The sequence below is a fragment of the Streptomyces sp. NPDC090088 genome (assembly GCF_044747345.1).
Classification (GTDB): domain Bacteria; phylum Actinomycetota; class Actinomycetes; order Streptomycetales; family Streptomycetaceae; genus Streptomyces.
The window spans coordinates 942,458-960,428 of the sequence record NZ_JBIVDZ010000002.1 but is presented as its reverse complement, the minus strand read 5'-3'; the positions used below and the strand labels follow the sequence as shown (position 1 = coordinate 960,428).

General features: G+C 70.7%; 17 protein-coding genes and 2 tRNA genes. 9 read left to right on the top strand and 10 right to left on the bottom strand.

Going from position 1 to position 17,971, the window contains the following annotated elements; genetic code table 11:
• The first annotated feature begins 16 nt into the window (after window positions 1-16).
• From hisN to ACIPSJ_RS13045, 6 genes are all read left to right on the top strand, one after another.
• The gene (gene hisN / locus ACIPSJ_RS13070) at window positions 17-817 is read left to right on the top strand and encodes a histidinol-phosphatase (protein ID WP_401345543.1); all 801 of its coding nucleotides are present in this window, start codon (window positions 17-19) and stop codon (window positions 815-817) included.
• A gap of 180 nt (window positions 818-997) precedes the next feature.
• Complete coding sequence (locus tag ACIPSJ_RS13065) at window positions 998-1,390, top strand: CBS domain-containing protein (protein ID WP_355715858.1); 393 nt, start codon at window positions 998-1,000, stop codon at window positions 1,388-1,390.
• A 231-nt stretch (window positions 1,391-1,621) separates the two neighbouring features.
• A complete protein-coding gene (locus tag ACIPSJ_RS13060) occupies window positions 1,622-2,041 on the top strand; it encodes a Fur family transcriptional regulator (protein WP_359220152.1) in 420 nt (139 codons plus the stop codon).
• Window positions 2,042-2,170: 129 nt separating this feature from the next.
• Window positions 2,171-2,938: an ABC transporter ATP-binding protein gene (locus ACIPSJ_RS13055; RefSeq protein WP_401345541.1), complete on the top strand. Its 768-nt coding sequence runs from the start codon at window positions 2,171-2,173 to the stop codon at window positions 2,936-2,938.
• Entirely contained in the window at window positions 2,935-3,798 is an 864-nt protein-coding gene (locus ACIPSJ_RS13050) for an ABC transporter permease (RefSeq protein WP_359220146.1), read from the top strand. Before ACIPSJ_RS13055 ends, ACIPSJ_RS13050 begins: the two co-directional genes overlap by 4 nt.
• Window positions 3,795-4,925, top strand: a complete 1,131-nt coding sequence (locus tag ACIPSJ_RS13045; protein ID WP_401345539.1) for an ABC transporter substrate-binding protein — start codon at window positions 3,795-3,797, stop codon at window positions 4,923-4,925. Before ACIPSJ_RS13050 ends, ACIPSJ_RS13045 begins: the two co-directional genes overlap by 4 nt.
• Window positions 4,926-5,005: 80 nt before the next feature.
• Here ACIPSJ_RS13045 and ACIPSJ_RS13040 read toward each other — a convergent pair.
• The 4 genes from ACIPSJ_RS13040 to ACIPSJ_RS13025 all read right to left on the bottom strand — a co-directional run bounded on the left by ACIPSJ_RS13040 (window position 5,006) and on the right by ACIPSJ_RS13025 (window position 10,329).
• Window positions 5,006-5,079, bottom strand: a tRNA-Met gene (locus ACIPSJ_RS13040).
• Window positions 5,080-5,164: 85 nt separating this feature from the next.
• Entirely contained in the window at window positions 5,165-7,003 is a 1,839-nt protein-coding gene (locus ACIPSJ_RS13035; protein ID WP_401345537.1) for a sel1 repeat family protein, read from the bottom strand.
• A 216-nt stretch (window positions 7,004-7,219) separates the two neighbouring features.
• A tRNA-Met gene (locus ACIPSJ_RS13030) sits at window positions 7,220-7,293 on the bottom strand.
• A 54-nt stretch (window positions 7,294-7,347) separates the two neighbouring features.
• Window positions 7,348-10,329: a UPF0182 family protein gene (locus ACIPSJ_RS13025; RefSeq protein ID WP_401346239.1), complete on the bottom strand. Its 2,982-nt coding sequence runs from the start codon at window positions 10,327-10,329 to the stop codon at window positions 7,348-7,350.
• Window positions 10,330-10,518: 189 nt separating this feature from the next.
• On the opposite strand from ACIPSJ_RS13025, the gene ACIPSJ_RS13020 reads away from it, so the two are divergent.
• Complete coding sequence (locus tag ACIPSJ_RS13020) at window positions 10,519-11,061, top strand: PPA1309 family protein (RefSeq protein ID WP_355715843.1); 543 nt, start codon at window positions 10,519-10,521, stop codon at window positions 11,059-11,061.
• Between the two features lie 81 nt (window positions 11,062-11,142).
• Here the strand turns inward: ACIPSJ_RS13020 and ACIPSJ_RS13015 are convergent, their stop codons facing one another.
• From ACIPSJ_RS13015 to ACIPSJ_RS13000, 4 genes are all read right to left on the bottom strand, one after another.
• Window positions 11,143-12,240 (bottom strand): PDZ domain-containing protein, encoded by a 1,098-nt coding sequence (locus ACIPSJ_RS13015; RefSeq protein ID WP_359220136.1) that lies wholly within the window; start codon window positions 12,238-12,240, stop codon window positions 11,143-11,145.
• 60 nt (window positions 12,241-12,300) lie between these two features.
• Complete coding sequence (locus ACIPSJ_RS13010; protein WP_355715838.1) at window positions 12,301-12,465, bottom strand: hypothetical protein; 165 nt, start codon at window positions 12,463-12,465, stop codon at window positions 12,301-12,303.
• 116 nt (window positions 12,466-12,581) lie between these two features.
• A complete protein-coding gene (locus ACIPSJ_RS13005; protein WP_359220134.1) occupies window positions 12,582-13,043 on the bottom strand; it encodes a molybdenum cofactor biosynthesis protein MoaE in 462 nt (153 codons plus the stop codon).
• 168 nt (window positions 13,044-13,211) lie between these two features.
• Complete coding sequence (locus tag ACIPSJ_RS13000) at window positions 13,212-14,324, bottom strand: SDR family oxidoreductase (RefSeq protein WP_401345535.1); 1,113 nt, start codon at window positions 14,322-14,324, stop codon at window positions 13,212-13,214.
• Window positions 14,325-14,516: 192 nt separating this feature from the next.
• Here ACIPSJ_RS13000 and ACIPSJ_RS12995 point away from each other — a divergent pair, with 192 nt between their 5' ends.
• Window positions 14,517-15,944 (top strand): zinc-dependent metalloprotease, encoded by a 1,428-nt coding sequence (locus ACIPSJ_RS12995; protein WP_355715831.1) that lies wholly within the window; start codon window positions 14,517-14,519, stop codon window positions 15,942-15,944.
• A complete protein-coding gene (locus ACIPSJ_RS12990; RefSeq protein WP_359220130.1) occupies window positions 15,941-16,462 on the top strand; it encodes an NUDIX hydrolase in 522 nt (173 codons plus the stop codon). Before ACIPSJ_RS12995 ends, ACIPSJ_RS12990 begins: the two co-directional genes overlap by 4 nt.
• Window positions 16,463-16,517: 55 nt before the next feature.
• Here the strand turns inward: ACIPSJ_RS12990 and ACIPSJ_RS12985 are convergent, their stop codons facing one another.
• Window positions 16,518-17,273 carry an AIM24 family protein gene (locus ACIPSJ_RS12985; protein ID WP_355715826.1) on the bottom strand — a complete coding sequence of 252 codons (756 nt, stop codon included), beginning with the start codon at window positions 17,271-17,273 and terminating at the stop codon, window positions 16,518-16,520.
• 17 nt (window positions 17,274-17,290) lie between these two features.
• Entirely contained in the window at window positions 17,291-17,971 is a 681-nt protein-coding gene (locus ACIPSJ_RS12980) for an AIM24 family protein (RefSeq protein ID WP_355715823.1), read from the bottom strand.

Sequence of the window (17,971 nt, the reverse complement as noted above, 5' to 3'; positions counted from 1 at the left end):
AGATACCGTTCGGTACATGCCGGACTACCTTGATGACCTGCGTCTCGCCCATGTGCTCGCGGACGCGGCGGACGCCACCACCATGGACCGCTTCAAGGCTCTCGATCTCAAGGTCGAGACCAAGCCGGACATGACCCCGGTGAGCGAGGCGGACAAGGCCGCCGAGGAGCTGATCCGCGGCCAGCTGCAGCGGGCCCGCCCGCGGGACGCGGTCCTCGGCGAGGAGTACGGCATCGAGGGCACCGGCCCGCGCCGCTGGGTGATCGACCCGATCGACGGCACCAAGAACTACGTGCGCGGAGTGCCGGTCTGGGCGACCCTGATCTCGCTGATGGAGGCGGCCGAGGGCGGCTACCAGCCGGTCGTCGGCCTGGTCTCCGCGCCCGCGCTGGGCCGCCGCTGGTGGGCGGCGAAGGGGCACGGCGCCTTCACCGGCCGCAGCCTGTCCTCGGCGTCCCGCCTCCATGTCTCGAACGTCTCGAAACTGTCCGACGCCTCCTTCGCGTACTCCTCGCTGAGCGGCTGGGAGGAGCGGGGGCAGCTGAACGGCTTCCTGGACCTGACCCGCGAGGTGTGGCGCACGCGCGCGTACGGCGACTTCTGGCCGTACATGATGGTCGCCGAGGGGTCGGTGGACATCTGTGCCGAGCCGGAGCTGTCGCTGTGGGACATGGCCGCCACCGCGATCGTCGTGACGGAGGCCGGCGGCTCCTTCACCGGCCTGGACGGCCGTCCGGGCCCGCACAGCGGCAACGCGGCCGCGTCCAACGGTCTGCTCCACGACGAGCTGCTGTCGTACCTCAGCCGGCGTTACTGAAACAGCCTGCTGAGGCACAACCGGACAGTACGACCCGGCACATATGAGCGCGTGCGCCCTCAATTGGCGACACGCACCCCCTTGTTGACCCTCGCTTTACCTGCCACCCTGAGAGAACTCCCACTTGTGCATTTGTGAATCGCTGAACTAACTCCGCGATTCCCTAGGAGGTGGCATTTCATGCTCGTCCGTGACGCCATGAGTACGGTGGTCCTCACCGTCGGCCCCGCCCACACCCTCCGCCAGGCAGCCGCCCTGATGTCCGCGCGCCGCGTGGGCGCGGCGATCGTCCACGACCCGGACGCCGGCGGCATCGGCATCCTCACCGAGCGCGACATCCTCAACTCCGTCGGACTGGGCCAGAACCCGGACACGGAGCGCATCCACGCCCACACCACCAACGACGTCGTGTTCTGCACCCCCACCTGGACCCTGGAGGAGGCGGCCCGGGCCATGGCCCACGGCGGCTTCCGCCATCTGATCGTCCTCGACGGCGGCGAGCCGGCCGGCATCGTCTCGGTCCGGGACGTCATCCGCTGCTGGGTCGGGACCCGCGCGCCGGAACCCGTCTAGTCACGTCCGGGCACACCGAACGGGCCGGACCCCGACCTCCCGGGGATCCGGCCCGCCCGCCCACGACAAGCGGTCCAGTGCTGGAGTCTCAGCCGCGCAGGGCCTGGACCGCGGCCTCCAGCCGCCTGCCGAAGTCCTGGCCGATCTTACATTGGATAGAGTCCAAATCAAGCTTGGCTCCAAAGTCACACCTGTTCGTAAAGTGGTCCTCCTGCTGTTAGGCTGGATCGCATGAGTGACCTTCTGGAACGGCTGCGCGGACGCGGATGGCGGATGACCGCGCAGCGACGCGTCGTGGCCGAGGTCCTCGACGGCGAACACGTCCACCTGACGGCCGACGAGGTCCACACCCGGGCCGTCGCCAAGCTGCCCGAGATCTCCCGGGCGACCGTCTACAACACCCTGGGTGAGCTGGTCACGCTCGGCGAGGTCCTCGAGGTCTCGACGGACAAGCGCGCCAAGCGGTACGACCCGAACGCGCACCAGCCCCACCACCACCTGGTCTGCGCCCGGTGCGGCTCGATCCGCGACGTCCACCCGACCGGCAACCCGCTGGCCGACCTCCCCGCCTCGGAGCGCTTCGGCTTCACGGTGTCGGACGTCGAGGTGACCTACCGCGGCCTCTGCCCGGACTGCGCGACGGGCGTCTGACACACGTTCCCGAAGGCCCCGGCACCCACCACGGGTGCCGGGGCCTTCGCGTCGTACCCGCACACGGGGTTCCCGAATCTGACGGACCGTCATATGGTCTTCGGGTCCGCACTCTTGCGAGGAGATCCCGTGGGAGAGCCGTATCCGAAGCTCCGCGCCCATGCCCTGACCCGCACCTTCGGCCGAACCCCCCACGCGATCGACGCCCTCGGCCCCCTCGATCTGACCGTCGCGCCCGGCGAGTTCGCCTGTCTCGTCGGCCCTTCCGGCTGCGGCAAGTCCACTCTGCTGCGCATCGCGGCGGGTCTGCTCCGCCCCAGCGGCGGCCGCCTGGAGATCCGTACCGACAGCGCCCGCCCGGCCGCGATGATCTTCCAGGACTACGGCATCTACGACTGGAAGACGGTCCTGGCCAACGTCCGCTTCGGCCTCGACGTGCAGCGCGTCCCGCGCCGCGAGGCGGACACCCGGGCCCGGGACTGGCTGGCCCGGCTGGGCCTGTCCGACTTCGCCGACGCCTACCCTGCGACCCTGTCCGGAGGCATGCGGCAGCGGGTGGCGATCGCCCGCGCCCTCGCCGTCGAGCCCGAACTCCTCCTCATGGACGAGCCGTTCGCGGCACTGGACGCCCAACTGCGGGTGATCCTCCAGGACGAACTCCTCGAACTCACCCAGGCGCTGCGCACCACCACCCTCTTCATCACGCACAGCCTGGAGGAGGCACTGGTCCTCGGCGACCGGGTCCTGGTGATGTCCGCCCGCCCCGGCCGGATCATCGCCGAGCACCGCCCGCCGTTCCCGCGCCCGCGCACCGGCGACATCCGCGACACCCCCGAGTTCACGGCGCTGAAGAGCGAACTGTGGGAGCTGCTGCGGAAGGAGGCGGTCCCGGCATGACGACCCTCACCCCGGACCGGGAGAGCCGGGTCCTGGTCCGCGCCCCCGGCCCGGCCGAACTCCACCCGGCCCGCACCCACCGGCGCCGCCGCGCCCTGGAACTGGCCCTCGCCACGGCCGTCCCGGTCGTCCTGGTCCTGCTCTGGCAACTGGCCGCGAACCAGGCGTGGATCGACGACCGCGTCTACCCGGCCCCGTCCACGATCCTCTCCGACGGCTGGCACCGGGCGGCCGCGGGCGACCTGTGGCCGGACGTCCGGGCGACCACCCGCCGGGTGCTCGCGGGCTACGCCGTGGGCACCGCGGCCGGCTATGCGCTGGGGCTGCTGATGGGGTCGCTCCCGCTGGTCAGGGCTGCCCTGGAACCGCTCCTCGACGCCCTGTACGTGGTGCCGAAACTGGCCCTGCTGCCGATCTTCCTGAACATGTTCGGGCTGGGCGAGGGCCCGCAGGTGGCCCTGGTGGCGGTGACCGTCTTCTTCTTCGTCTGGATCTCCACCATGTCGGCGGTGATCGCCGTCCCGTCCGGCCACCTGGACGCGGGCCGGGTCTTCGGCGCCTCGCCGTGGCAGATGTTCCGGCACGTCCTGCTGCCGGCCTCGCTGCCGGCGGTCCTGGTCGGCGCGCGCATCGCCGCGGGGGTGGCGGTCCTGGTGATCGTCGCCTCCGAGCAGATAGCGGCCACGGACGGCCTCGGGCATCTGATCTTCGACTCGCGGGCGCTGTTCCAGAACGACGTCATGTTCGTGGGGATCGTCTGCGTCGCCGTGCTGGGCGTGGTCTTCTCCGAGCTGATCCGGCTCGCCGGACGCCTGCTCACCCCGTGGGCGCCCCGGGACCGGGGACGGGGGCAGTCATGAGAAACCTTCGGTGCCTGGTGGCGACGGCCGCGCTGGCCCTGCTCGCCACGGCCTGCTCGGCACAGCACCCGGGGGACCAGGAGACGGCCTCGGCGCCCCGCACGGTCCGTCCGGTGGCGGGCTGCGGCAAGGCCTCCTGGACCGACCCGGCCGACCTCTCCCCGACCCGCTCCCCCGCCCGCTGCGCACCGGGGAAGCCGGCGCCCGTCCCGCTCGCCGAGCCGCGCAAGATCACGATCGCGACCGGCACCCTGAGCGCGGAGTACGTGGCCCCGCTGGAGGTCGCCCTCGACAAGGGCGAGTTCAAGGCGGAGGGCCTGGATGTCACGCTCAAGGTCCTGCCGACCCCGGACGCGCTGCCCCTGCTGGCCAAGGGGGACATCGACGCGATGTGGGCGGCGCCCGAGGCGGCCGTGATGAACGGCGTCCGGGGCGGCTTCGACATCAAGTGGGTCGCGGGCAACTTCTCGCCCGACCCCGAGTCGCGGAGCGGCCTGTGGGTGCGGCTGAAGAACGGCGAGAGCGCGTCCGGCGTGCGGATGGCGGGGCGCACCCTGGGCACGATGATCGGCAAGGGGTCGGTGATCGCGTACCCCATGCAGAAGGCGCTGGCGAGCCACGGCGGCGGCCTGGACCGGATCCGCTACCAGCAGCTGGGCTCGGCCGACGTCCTCACGGCCCTGCAGAACGGCGGCGTCGACTCGGCCTGGCTGCTCGACCCGGTGTGGCGCCAGGTCACCGGCAAGGCGGGCTACGCGTTCCTGGGCGGCCAGCCGCAGGGCGAACCGCTCGGCGGGATGCTGTACGGACGTTCGCTGCTGAGCGACGACGCCGACGCGGGCGTGGCCCTGCTCAGGGCGTACATCCGGACGGTCGACACGTACTTCGCCGCCGACTACAAGAAGGACGCGAGCTTCGTCACCTACCTCGCGAAGCTCCTGAAGACCGACGCCGCGATCCTGCGCTCGACCCCGCCCCTGCGCATGGACTGGGAGATCCGGGCGGGTACGACGACGCGGCTCCAGTCGGCGTACCGGGCCCAAGGCGTCACCTCGGGCGCGCCCCTGGCGGAGTCCCGGACGGTGGACCGTGCCCTGTACGAGGAAGCGGTGGGGCACACCCCGTAGAAACGCCGACCGCAGAAGCACCGATCGTGGAAACACCGAGGGCCGGAGTCCGTTTCCGGATTCCGGCCCATGGCCTTGAGTAGCGGGGACAGGATTTGAACCTGCGACCTCTGGGTTATGAGCCCAGCGAGCTACCGAGCTGCTCCACCCCGCGTCGGTGAACTGAACATTACGTGAGGGACGCGGGCAGAGGCAAATCCATACCGGTGCCCACGCCTGACCTGCGGAAATGCCTCGGCCTACGCCGACAGCTCCTCCCGCAGGGCGTCCCGCAGCCGCTCGGCCCGCTCGGTCACCTCGGCCGGTCCCAGGGCCACCGCGCGGTCGGCCCACTGCTGCCCCACGGCCAGCTCGCCCCGACGCGCGTAGACGAGGGCGAGGCGCAACGCCGCCCGCCCATGCCCCGCGTCGGCGGCCCGCTCCCACCAGACGGCCGCCTCCGGCTCGCTGCCCTCGCGGGCCAGCAGCAGCCCGAGGTTGAACGCGCCGTTGCGCGACCCGGCCTCGGCGGCCGCCCGGTACCAGCGCGCCGCCTCCACCACGTCCCCGCGGGCCGCGGCGAGCATCCCGACCCGCACCTGGGCGCGCCGGTGGCCCTGCGAGGCGGCCCGCTCGTACCACTCCTCGCACTCGGTCTTCACGTTCAGGGAGGACTCCCCGAGCTCGTGCTCGGAGACCGCGGGACGGCGCGCGTCGAGCACGGCGGCGAGCCGGTAGGCGGCCTCGGCGCTGCCCCCGCCCGCCGCGCACCGCAGATGCCGCTCGGCGGCGGCCTCGTCGCCCTCGCGCAGCCGGGCGATGCCGACCTGCAGCGCCGCCTCGGTGTGCCCGGCGGCGGCCGCCCGCTCGTAGCAGCGCAGCGCGACCCGGTCCTCGCCGCGCCCCGCGTAGAGGATGCCGAGGTTGAACGCGGCGTCCACGCTGCCGGCCTCGGCGGCCTTGGAGAACCACGGCTCGGCACCGCTCGTGTCGCCGACCTGGAGCAGCAGGATGGCCAGCGCGTTCGCCGCCTCCCGGTGCCCGGCGTAGGCGGCTCGCCGGTACCACTGCTCGGCCTGCGCGGTCCGCCCCTGCTCGGCGCAGAGCAGCCCGAGGTTGTACGCCCCGTTGTCGTCCCCGGCGTCCAGCGCCGCCCGGTACCAGCGCTCGGCGGTCTGGGTCTCGCCGCGCTCGGCGTGCAGCGCGCCGAGCGCGTTCGCCGCGTTGCCGTCACCGTCCTGCGCGGCCCGCAGCCACCACACGGCCGCGCTCTCGGTGTCCCCGGCGTCGCGCAGCAGGAAGCCCAGCGCGCAGGCGGCCCGGGCCTCACCGTCCTTGGCGGAGGTCAGGTACCAGCGCCCGGCCTCCTTGAGCGCGCCACGCTTCTCCAGGATCGCGCCGAGGTGCAGCGCGGCCCGGCGGTGGCCGCGGGCGGCGGCCTGCCGGTACCACTGCTCCGCCTCTTCGGTCTCCGTCTCCGCTTCCATGCCGGCGGCGACACCGTTGTCGCCCCCGGCCTCTCCCTCGGGCCCCGTCGACCTGCGGTCGAGGGCACGGGCCAGCCGGTACGCGGCCTCCCGGTGCCCCCGCTCGGCGGCGGCCCGCATCCACCGGCCGGCGCCCGGGTCCCCGCGGTGCTCCAGCAGGTCGGCCAGCGCGTAGGCGCCGAGCGCGTGCCCCTGCTCGGCGGACTGGCGCAGCCAGTACTCGGCGGCGGGCTCGTCCCCGCGCTCACGGTGGTAGCGGCCCAGCGCGTGGGCGGCGGCCGCGGAGCCGGCGACGGCGGCGATCCGCCACCATCCGGCGGCCTCGTCGGGGTAACCGCGCTGGTGCAGCAGGACACCGAGGTTGTTGGCGGCGGCCCGGTCACCGGCGGAGGTGGCGGCACGCAGCTGGGGTTCGGCGCCGTCGAGGTCGCCACGGCGCAGCAGCAGGGCGCCGAGGACACTCATCGACTCGACGTCACCGGCCTCGGCCTGGAGCCGGTGACGTGCCTCCTCAGCGGCCTCGGCGGCCTCGTCGCGGGTCGGCTCCTCGCCCGAAGGCTGCACAAATCGCCCTGTCTCGAACAGAGTTGCCTTGTCCCCCATAACGTTCATCGTCGCACCACCTGCAACCTGGGTACACCACGTATACCGCAGACCGTGAGGTCACTTCAGCGTTTTGTCGACATGCCCACAGAACGACAAGTCAAACACATCTCCCTCAACTCCCCACAGCGGCACGGCGCCCCAGCGCACCGGTACATGCGTTCGCCGCCCGTCCGGACAGCACGAAGGCCCGGATCCCAAGAGGATCCGGGCCTTCGATTTCAGTAGCGGGGACAGGATTTGAACCTGCGACCTCTGGGTTATGAGCCCAGCGAGCTACCGAGCTGCTCCACCCCGCGCCGTTGTGTTCCAACCGTATCACGGCGCGGGGCTGGTTCGATCATCGGCCCGGGCTACCCGCTCGGACTGGCGCTCGCGCCCGGACTGGGACTGCTGCCGGCAGCGGGACTGGCACTGCTGCCGGGACTGCTGCTCGGACTCGGGCTGCCGCTCGCCTTCGTACCGCCGCCGCTCGCCTTGTCGGCCTTGGACTGTGCGTCCTCGGCCCGCTTCAGCGCGTCCTGCAGCTCGTCCTGCGCCTTGCCGTACGCCGTCCAGTCGCCCTTCTTCAGGGCCTCCTGGCCCGCGTCGAAGGCCTTCTGGGCGTCGTTCAGCGCCTCCTGGACCGTGGGGTTGGAGGATGTCGGCGGCGTGGTCGTCCCGGTGTCCGAGGATCCGGTGTCCGAACCCTCGGTCCCGAAGACCTTGTTGAGCGCCTCGTCGAGGGTGTTCTCGAAGGCGGTCTTGCCCTCGTAGGTGACCAGCACCTTGCGCAGCAATGGGTACTTGACGCCGGCACCGCGGACGTAGACGGGCTCCGCGTAGAGCAGGCCACCGTCCAGTGGCACGGTCAGCAGATTGCCGTACTCCACCTCGGAGTCGCCGCCCTTGAGGAGCTTGATCGCGGCGGCGATGTCCTGTTCGGAGTTGAACTGGCTCTGGACCTGTTTGGGTCCGTCGACGGTCGTACTGGTCGGCAGTTTCAGGATTCTGATCTTGCCGTAGTCCTTCGAACCGGCCTCCGAGTCCACCGACATGAACGCGCTGAGGTTGTCCCGGCCGTTGGGCGTGAACGTCGTCGACAGCGAGAACGTCTGCGCGCTCTGGTCGGGCATCTTCATGCTCAGGTAGTACGGCGGCACGGCGTCGCCCGACTTGTTGGTCGGGTCGTCGGGCACCTGCCACACCTCGCTGCCGGTCAGGAACGTCTGGGCGTCCGTCACGTGGTAGCGGGTGAGCAGCTCGCGCTGCACCTTGAACAGGTCCTGCGGGTACCGGAGATGGTCCATCAGGGACTGCGGGATGGCGGTCCGGGGCTCCACCGTGCCCGGGAAGGCCTTCATCCAGGTCTTCAGGACGGGGTCCTCGGTGTCCCACTGGTAGAGCTTGACGGCGCCGGTGTACGCGTCGACCGTCGCCTTCACCGAGTTGCGGATGTAGTTGACCTGGTTCTGCTGGGCCACCACCGCGCGGGAGTTGTTGGTCGCGGTCAGTGAGTCGGCGGTGGTGTCGCCGAGGGTCGTACGGGAGGCGTACGGATAGCCGTTCGTCGTCGTGTACGCGTCGACGATCCACTGGATACGGCCGTCCACGACCGCCGGGTACGCGTCGCCGTCGATGGTCAGCCACGGGGCGACCGCCTCGACCCGCTCCTTGGGCGTGCGGTTGTACAGGATCCGCGAGCCCTCGCCGATCGCGCCCGAGTACAGGATCTGCGGCTCGTTGAACGCCACCGCGTACGCGGCCCGGTTGATCGGGCTGGAGAGGCTGACCCCGCTCTTGCCCTCGTAGCTGGTGGTCTTCTCACCGCTGTCGTCGGAGTAGTCGATCTCCTTCTGGGGACCGCCGACGATCGAGTAGGTGTTGGTCTTCTCGCCATAGTAGATCCGCTGCTGGTACGTGCCCAGGTCGCCCTGGGACGGCAGGTCGGACTCGGTGAAGACCGGCTGGCCCTGGCTGTCGGCCTCGGTGCCCTTGGCGGCGACCACGCCGTAGCCGTGGGTGTAGCGGAAGTGGTCGTTGATCCAGTTGTTCTTCGGGATGCCGGCGAGGTTCAGCTCGCGCAGCCCGATGACGGTGTCCTGGGCCTTGCCGTCCTTGGTGTAGCGGTCCACGTCCAGGTTGGTCGGGAACGCGTAGTAGTTCCGCATCTGCTGGAGCTGCTGGAACGTGGGCGAGACGATGTTCGGGTCCATGATCCGGATGCTCGCCGTGGCGTCGACGTCGTCCCGGAGCTTGCTCTTGTCCGTGGTGGTGCTCTTGCCCGTGTACTCGGTGACCTTGGTGTCGTCGATGCCGTAGGCCTCGCGGGTCGCCTTGAGGTTCTTCTGGACGTACGGGGCTTCCTTGGCCTGCTCGTTCGGCTGGACCTGGAACTTCTGGACGATCGCCGGGTAGAGACCGCCGATGAGGATGGCCGACAGGACCATCAGGCCGAAGCCGATGACGGGCAGCTGCCAGGTGCGCCGCCACAGGGTGGCGAAGAACAGCAGCGCGCAGATGACGGCGATGCAGAACAGGATCGTCTTGGCCGGCAGATACGCGTTCGCGTCGACGTATCTGAGGCCCGTCCAGTTGCCGGTGGCCTTGAAGTCGCTGGACTTGACGGCCAGTCCGTACCGGTCGAGCCAGTAGGCGACCGCCTTGAGGGCGACGAAGAAACCGAGCAGCACCGAGAGGTGGCCGGTCGCCGCACCGGTGGCGCGCGCGCCCGGGCTGGTGACGCGCAGCCCGCCGTACAGGTAGTGGGTGAGCGCGGCGGCGATCAGGGAGAGGATCGCGGTGGCGAAGCCGAAGCCCAGCAGGAAGCGGTACCAGGGCAGGTCGAAGGCGTAGAAGGAGACGTCGAGGTGGAACTGCGGGTCCTTCTGGTGGAAGGGCACGCCGTTGACCCACATCAGCCAGGTGCGCCACTGGCCGGCCGCGGACGCGCCGGCGATCAGCCCGACCAGCGCGGTGACCGCGAGCAGCAGCCACTTCTTGTACGGCGCGATGCCCATCCGGTACCGGTCGAGGCTCTGCTGCTCCATGGACATGGCGCTCAGCGGCGGCCGCAGTCGGTGCGCGAGCCAGATGTTGAAGCCCACCCCGGCCGCCATCAGCAGGCCGAAGACGGAGAACAGCCCGATCTTGGTCCACAGCGTGGTGGTGAACACCGAGGAGTAGTGCACCGACCGGTACCAGAGCCAGTCCGTCCAGAAGCCCGCGAACATGGTGAACGTCATGCCGAGCACGGCAAGGACGCCCAGGGTCATGAGCAGGGTCCGGACGCGCCGGGACGGACGTCCCGTCGCCCTGATCCGTGGCCCCGTCGGGCCTCCGCCGCGGTCCGGCATCTGGAAAGCCAAGGTGCGCACCTCGAAGTCGCTGTTGATTGATCCGCTGTTGATCCGCTTTTGTTCCGTCAGGCCCCGGTGTCGGTGGGCCTTCCGTGGCCCCCTGTGATCGCGGTGCCACACCTATGCAACTTACTCACGGCTTACTCGGTTCCCGATTCCGGCCATGAACGAGGCAGGATTGTGACCATGTCCAACACTCCCATGGCAGCGAACCCGCTCACCCGGGCCGTGCTCGAGATCGACGAGTACACCTCCGGCCTCGGCTGGGACCAGCCCGCTCGCCTCTTCGCCCTCGTCGACACCGCACGGCTGCGGACCCAGGAACCGGCCCTCGCCGCCCAGCTCGGTCTGGAGGAGGAGTCCGCGACCACCGGTCTCACCCCGATCGAGCAGGACGAAGTGCCAACGGACAAGGCGCTGGACGAGTTCCTGGGCACCATCGCCTGGCCGGACGCGGTGGTGGGCTGCGCGCTCACGGTGGAACGCCTGATGCTGCCGCCGTCCGCCGAGTCCCAGGTCCCCGAGGGGCTGAGCGAGGCCAAGCTGGCCAGGTGGGTGGCCCAGCACCCCGAGCGCCAGGAGGTCCGGATGACGGTCGGCGTGCTGCGCGACGGCAGCCGCGACTCGGCCGTACGCCTGCGCGAGAAGGACTCGCCGACGGAGGTTCTCACCGGCCCCGACCTGGTCCCGGGTCTGGCGGACGCTCTGAAGGCGACCTTCGAGGACTGAGCCCCTCGGCCACGGTCGGCCACGGCACCGGGGGCGCCCTTCGTCAGGAAGGGCGCCCCCGGCCGTGTCCGGGTCCGTGTGTCAGCCCTTGGTGCTGCACTTCGGCAGGTCGGCGGTGTCCCCGCCGCGGATGTCCTTGAGGGCGTCCAGGGCGTTGCCGATGGTCTTGACCTTGACCAGGGTGAGCCCGCTCGGGGTGTCCTTGGCGGCCTCGGCGCAGTTGTCGGCCGGGGTCAGGAAGTACTGGGCGCCCTTGCTGCGCGCGCCGATGGTCTTCAGCGAGATGCCGCCGATCGGGCCGACCGTGCCGTCGTCGTCGATGGTGCCGGTACCGGCGACGAACTTGCCGCCGGTGAGGCTGCCCGGGGTGAGCTTGTCGTAGATGCCGAGCGAGAACATGAGTCCCGCGCTGGGCCCCCCGACGTCGGCGAGCTTGATGTCGATGGAGAACGGGAACGTGTGATCGGTCCCGGCGGAGATCCCGACGATGGCCCGCTTCTCGCCGCTGTCGTCGGACGTGGCGGTCTTGATGGTGACGTCCGTCGTCTTGGTGGCCGTCTTGTTCGCCTTCACGGCGGCGGCCTGCTCCTTGGCCGGCACCACGGTGAAGACGACGTCCTGGCCGGGCTTGTGCTTGGTCACCAGCGTGGCGACGTCCTCCGGCTGCTTGACCGCCGTGCCGTCGACGGCCTTGATCACGTCACCGGCGTGCAGCCTGCCCTCGGCGGGCGAGTCCTTGAGCACCGTGGAGACGATCACCCAGGACTTCACCGGGACGCCGAGTTCCTTCAGGGCGGCGACCTTGGCGCTCTCCTGGGACTCGCTGAACTCCTCGGCGTTCTCCTGGGTGGACTGCTGCTCCGTCTTGCCGTTCGGGTACAGCGTGTCGTGCGGCACGACCTTGGTGTCGTGCGAGAGCCACCCGTAGACCGCCTCCACGAGGTTCATCTTGTAGTCGGCGCTGGTGACCCTCACCGTGGTCATGTTCAGATGCCCGGACGTGGCATAGGTCTTGTGCCCGGAGATCTGCAGCACCGGCTCGCCGTCGTGGTCCCCGAGCGTGTTCACGGTCGGGCCGGGGGACATCTCCGAGTACGGCACGTTGATGAGGACTCCGGCGCACAGGAGCGCGATCAGCATCAGAGTCGAGGCGAGCATCGTCGCGGTGCGGCGTGGCATGCGAAGACAGTACGGGACGCGTCTGTCAGCGCACCGTCAGGGCCACCCGTCGCACGCGTCTCAGCTGCCGGTGTGGGACTTCTCCATGGCCTCGCGGAACCGCGCGTACCCGTCGAGTTCCGGCCCGTCGCCGCGCGCTCTCCTGGTCCGATTGGCCCAGCTGCCCCACAGACCGGCACCGACCGCCGCCACAAGCGGAATCAGCAACCAGACGAGCGCCGCCATGCCGACCTCCCAACCCCTTGAGCGTCCGCGACTGACTGATCAGCAGATTAAACATCCGCAGTGACAACGCTCACGCGGGGGGTACGGTTACGCAACCGGAAACCGGACGGGCTCCTTCAGCAGGCCCCGACCCATTCCTCGGTGCCGTCGGAGAACGTCTGGTGCTTCCAGATGGGCACCTCGTGCTTGAGATCGTCGATCAGCTTCCGACAGGCTTCAAAGGCGTCCCCCCGATGCGGGCACGACACGCCGACGACCACGGCGAGATCACCCACCCGCAGGTCCCCCACCCGGTGCACGGCGGCCAGCGCCCGCACCGGGTACTCCGCGACGACCTTCTCGGCGATCCGCCGCATCTCGCGCTCGGCGCTGGGATGACACGAATACCCGAGCGCGTCCACGTCGGCGCCGCCGTCGTGGTTCCGCACGGTCCCCACGAACAGCGCGATCCCGCCGGCCGCGTCGTCCCCGACGGCCGCGAAGACCTCGTCCACGGAGAGCGCGGTCTCCCGGATCCCGATCAGCTTGACGGGGTCTTCGGCACCCTGCTCACCGGGATGATCGTTCATAGCAGCCATACCCCCATCGTGCCGCAAGCCCGGGACCACACGGAATACGCCCAACACCAGGCACGGGCGCGTACGGCTTTGGAGACTCCTACAGCTCTGCCGAACGCCGGTCCTCCCGACAGGGCCGACGTCTTCCTCGCCAGGGCCGAAGCCTTTCTCGCCAGGGTCCGGGAGGGCTCAGATCCGCCGCCGCGCCTTGCGGGCCCGCCGCACCACGGCCGCCGCGCCCAGCAGCGCGACCGTCGCTCCCGCCGCGCCCGCGGCCGTCGCGTCCTTCCGCCCGAGCCGCCGTCCGACGACGGTGTGCCGGCCGGACACCTCCTCCAGCAACTCGGCGAGCACCTCCTCGTTCGTCCACCCGGGCCGCCACCCGGCGTCGTGCAGCCGGCTCCCGCTCACCACCCACGGATACATCGTGTACGCGAGGTCCCCGGCCGGCGACGGGGTGAGCCCGATCCGGTGCAGCCGGGCCGCCGCGCCGAGCGCGACCGCCGACGGCAGCTCCATCCGCCGGATCCCGCTGAGCTCCTCGACCTCCTCCTGCTCCAGCCATCCGTCGCACCCGACGGCGAGTTCCCCGTCGACCTTCTCCAGGACGGCGTACTCGAGCGCACCGCACAGGTCCTCGACATGGCAGAACTGCCAGGCGGGCCGCGATCCGGCGACGACGAGCAGCCGGGGCGACTCGAAATACCGGGTCAGCGCGGTGTCGGTGCCGCCCACGAGCACCGCGGGGCGCACGACGGTGACATTGAGCCCGGGGTGCGCGCGGGGCGCCCGGCGCGCGAGCCGCTCGATCTCCAGCAGATCACCCACGCCCGTGGCCTCCGCGGTCGCCCGCAGCTCGGCGTCCTCGGAGAGCGGCAGCTCGTTGTCCGGCAGCGCGCCGTAGACCATCGCGGAGGTGCACAGCACCACGCGGTGCACACCGGCGGCGGCCGCGGCCGTCAGCACGGTCTGCGTGCCGCGCACGTTGTACGCCGTGCGCGCCGCCGGATCGGTCTCCAGGTCGAGGTCGAGCGCGAGATGCACCACCACGTCGGCCCCGCGGAGCTTCTCGGCGATGGCCGGATCCCGTACGTCGAGGATGTGCCACTGGGCGTCCGCGCACTCCCCGCGCCGCTCGTCGATGGCGATGACCTGCTTGATCTCCTCGGACGCGGCCAGCCGCTCGGTGAGCAGCGCGCCGACCCCGGTCGCGGCGCCGGTCACGGCGACGACGGGCCCGCGCAGGGCGGGAGGGGTTGAGTGGTTTCGCGCTGCGCGAACCTGCGGATCTGGGGAACTCACCGGGCGTCTCCAGCGGTTGTCTTCAGTACGAGCGTGAGTGACGCGTACGTACCAGGTGGCATCCATCCTGCCGCAGGCCGACTGTCGGCGAAGCACCGAGGCCCGATCGGGCTCGGGTGTCTACGCTGGGTGGTGTTGTCGGGCAGCCGCGCCGCCGGAGAGAACCGGTGGCCTTACCAGCCGAGGATTCCCGTGAGTGACACCCCATTCGGTTTCGGCCTTCCGCCGGAGGAGCCGGAAGACGGCGACGAGGGCAAGAAGAAGGACCAGCAGAGCGGTGGTGGGCAGGGACCGGCCAACCCGTTCGGTTTCGGCACACCCGGAGCCGGCGGCTTCGGCGGCCCCGGCGCCGACAATCCGTTCGCTGCCATGTTCGGTTCACTGAACCCCACCGACCTGGGCGCGGCCTTCCAGCAGCTGGGCCAGATGCTCTCGTACGAGGGCGGCCCGGTGAACTGGGACATGGCCAAGCAGATCGCCCGCCAGACGGTCTCCCAGGGCACGTCGGACGGCGTCAAGGACGCGAGCGTGGGCCCCGCCGAGCGCACTGCGGTCCAGGAGGCCGTACGGCTGGCCGACCTGTGGCTGGACGACGCGACGTCGCTGCCGTCCGGTTCCGGCTCGGCCGTGGCCTGGTCGCGCGCGGAGTGGGTCGAGGCGACGCTGCCCGCCTGGCAGGAGCTGGTCGACCCGGTGGCCGAGCGGGTCGGCGCCGCGATGGGCGACGTGCTGCCGGAGGAGATGCAGGCCATGGCGGGCCCGCTGATCGGCATGATGCGCTCGATGGGCGGCGCCATGTTCGGCACCCAGATCGGGCAGGCCGTCGGCGTGCTCGCGGGCGAGGTGGTCGGCTCGACCGACATCGGCCTGCCGCTGAGCCCGGCCGGCAAGGCCGCGCTGCTGCCGGTGAACATCGAGGCGTTCGGCAAGGACCTCGGCGTGCCGAAGGAGGAGGTGCGGCTGTACCTCGCGCTGCGCGAGGCGGCCCACCAGCGTCTGTTCGCGCATGTGCCGTGGCTGCGCTCCCACCTGTTCGGCGCGGTCGACGGGTACGCGCGCGGGATCAAGGTCGACACGGCCAAGCTGGAGGACGTGGTCGGCCAGTTCGACCCGCAGAACCCCGAGCAGCTGCAGGACGCCCTTCAGCAGGGCATGTTCCAGCCGGAGGACACCCCCGAGCAGAAGGCGGCCCTGGCCCGTCTGGAGACCGCTCTGGCGCTCGTGGAGGGCTGGGTGGACGCGGTGGTCCACGCGGCCGCGAAACCGCGTCTGTCGTCCGCCGACGCGCTGCGCGAGACCCTGCGCCGCCGTCGTGCCACGGGCGGCCCCGCGGAGCAGACCTTCGCCACGCTGATCGGCCTGGAGCTGCGCCCGCGCCGGCTGCGCGACGCCTCCCGCCTGTGGGCCTCGCTCACGGACGCGCGCGGTGTCGACGGCCGGGACGCCCTGTGGGCCCACCCGGACATGCTGCCGACGGCCTCCGACCTGGACGACCCGGACGGCTTCGTGCACCGCGAGCAGCTGGACTTCTCCGAGCTGGACAAGATGCTCGGCGAGGCGGCCCAGAAGCCCGACCTGCGCAAGAAGGACGACCGGGCCGAGGGCGACGACACCGAGTGAGCCTGTACGACGACGCGGTCCTCGTCCTCAAGGGGTACGAGGGCCAGGAAGAGCTGCGCCAGGCCTACCTGGACCATCTCGCGGCCCACCCCGACGGCATGTGGAAGGCCTGTCACGCGGGCCATGTGACGGCGAGCGCCCTGGTCGTGGACCCGGGGCGCGGCCGGGTGCTGCTGACCCTGCACAGGAAGCTGCGGATGTGGCTGCAGATGGGCGGCCACTGCGAGCCGGGCGACGCCGACGTGGCCGCCGCGGCCCTTCGGGAGGCGACCGAGGAGTCCGGCATCCCAGGGCTGACCCTGCTGCCGGGCGGCCCGGTCCGCCTGGACCGGCATGCGATCCCGGCGCCCTGCCACTGGCACTTCGACGTCCAGTACGCGGCCCTGGCCCCGCCCGGCGCCGCCCACGCGATCAGCGACGAGTCCCTCGACCTGCGCTGGTTCGCCTACGACGAGGTCCCGGCGGTCGCCGACGACTCGGTCGTAGCGCTGCTGGAGGCGACCCGCGCCCGGCTCTGAGATCGACCCATGGGTAAGGGGCGACCGCCTAGGCGGTCGCCCCTTACCCGGGCGCTCAGCTCCAGACGTTGCCCTGGTTCATCCCGCGCGCGCCCTGCTGGCCCATGCCGAACTGGGCGGCGAGGCCCTGACCGATCTGGGCACTCTGCGGAGGCAGCAGTTCACTCGGCTGGACCAACGCGAAGCCACTTCCCATGAAGCTCAGCTCCCAGCCCTCACCGGTGTTGCCCCGGCGCCGCCACACGCCCGAGGAATGCGTCTGGGCCTGCATCTGGACACGCAGCCCGGTGGACCAGGCCACGATCGCGTCGGCGTCGCAGTTGACGTACTTGTCGGGCGTGACCTGCATCAGCAGCGGCGCACCGGAGGTCATCAGGGCGACCTTGCCGCGCCCGGTGATGTTGAGCTGGTACTTCCCGGACCCGGAGATGCCGTAGAGGCTGTCGACGGCGACGACCTCGTGGTGCAGCGAGGAGTCCATGGCGAGGACGTAGGAGCTGTCCACGGTCAGGCCGTCCTGCTCGACGTCCAGGACGTGGATGTGCTGGGCCAGGTTGGCGAAGTACACCGTGCCCTGCCCGTGGCAGCGCATCAGGTCCAGGCCCTCACCGGTGTACGCACGCGCGCGTGCCTGGTTGTGGCCCTGGTACTCGGCGTCGAACTCGACGAGCCCCTGGTAGGCGACCATGGTGCCCTTGCGGGCGAGGATGTCGTCGTGGCCCTCCAGGACGACCCGCAGCATCTGCTTGTTCTGGAGGCTGTAGCGGTCCCGGGCCTGGGAGTCGTTGAAGGCGAAAAGCGGGCTCTGCATGGTTCTCTGACTCCCCCTCAGCCCCGGAACCGGAGCCGGTCGGTGCTGTCCTCGCTGGGCTGGACGACGACGATGCCCTGGCCCGAGAAGGCCATCTGGTAGGCCTCGCCGCTGCCCCGGCCGATCAGCGACTGCGCCTTGAAGCTGCGCTTGCCCTTCACCTTGAGGTTCGGCGACCAGGCCACCAGCGCGTCCGGGTCGACGTACGTCTCGTCCTCGCCGCCGCCGCAGTCGACGACGATCGGCTTGCCCCGGGAGGTCAGCGCGACCCAGCCCTGCCCGGAGATCTTGGTGTTCCACAGGCCCTGGCCGGCGAACTTCGCCAGCCCCTTGACCCGCTCCACGCCCCAGGTGAGGTGGGCGTCGAAGGCGAGCAGGTTGGTGGCGTTGACCGAGATGCCGTCGCCGTTGAGGTTGATGACGACGACGTTCGCACCGTAGTCGGCGAGGTAGAGCAGGCCGTCGCCGGAGCACTTCATCAGGGGCGCCCCCTCGCCGGTCACCCAGTCCCGGGCGATCTGGCGCACGGCCGGCGGATTGGGCTCGTACTGGACGAAGCCCTCGTAGGCGACCATCGACCCCACGCGCGCGAGGAGGTCGTTCCCGGTCTGCATGGCGACCTTCAGCATGTGGTCGCCATGGTTGTCCATACGGGCGGTGACGGGTGCGGGAGCGTAGCCCGCGAGCGGCTGGTTCAT

Bases quoted from the DNA above. Each gene is read 5' to 3' on its own strand.
- hisN (WP_401345543.1), top strand. From the start codon at position 17: ATGCCGGACTACCTTGATGACCTGCGTCTCGCCCATGTGCTCGCGGAC.
- ACIPSJ_RS13065 (WP_355715858.1), top strand. From the start codon at position 998: ATGCTCGTCCGTGACGCCATGAGTACGGTGGTCCTCACCGTCGGCCCC.
- ACIPSJ_RS13060 (WP_359220152.1), top strand. From the start codon at position 1,622: ATGAGTGACCTTCTGGAACGGCTGCGCGGACGCGGATGGCGGATGACC.
- ACIPSJ_RS13050 (WP_359220146.1), top strand. From the start codon at position 2,935: ATGACGACCCTCACCCCGGACCGGGAGAGCCGGGTCCTGGTCCGCGCC.
- ACIPSJ_RS13045 (WP_401345539.1), top strand. From the start codon at position 3,795: ATGAGAAACCTTCGGTGCCTGGTGGCGACGGCCGCGCTGGCCCTGCTC.
- ACIPSJ_RS13035 (WP_401345537.1), bottom strand. From the start codon at position 7,003: ATGAACGTTATGGGGGACAAGGCAACTCTGTTCGAGACAGGGCGATTT.
- ACIPSJ_RS13025 (WP_401346239.1), bottom strand. From the start codon at position 10,329: ATGCCGGACCGCGGCGGAGGCCCGACGGGGCCACGGATCAGGGCGACG.
- ACIPSJ_RS13020 (WP_355715843.1), top strand. From the start codon at position 10,519: ATGTCCAACACTCCCATGGCAGCGAACCCGCTCACCCGGGCCGTGCTC.
- ACIPSJ_RS13015 (WP_359220136.1), bottom strand. From the start codon at position 12,240: ATGCCACGCCGCACCGCGACGATGCTCGCCTCGACTCTGATGCTGATC.
- ACIPSJ_RS13010 (WP_355715838.1), bottom strand. From the start codon at position 12,465: ATGGCGGCGCTCGTCTGGTTGCTGATTCCGCTTGTGGCGGCGGTCGGT.
- ACIPSJ_RS13005 (WP_359220134.1), bottom strand. From the start codon at position 13,043: ATGGCTGCTATGAACGATCATCCCGGTGAGCAGGGTGCCGAAGACCCC.
- ACIPSJ_RS12985 (WP_355715826.1), bottom strand. From the start codon at position 17,273: ATGCAGAGCCCGCTTTTCGCCTTCAACGACTCCCAGGCCCGGGACCGC.
- ACIPSJ_RS12980 (WP_355715823.1), bottom strand. From the start codon at position 17,971: ATGAACCAGCCGCTCGCGGGCTACGCTCCCGCACCCGTCACCGCCCGT.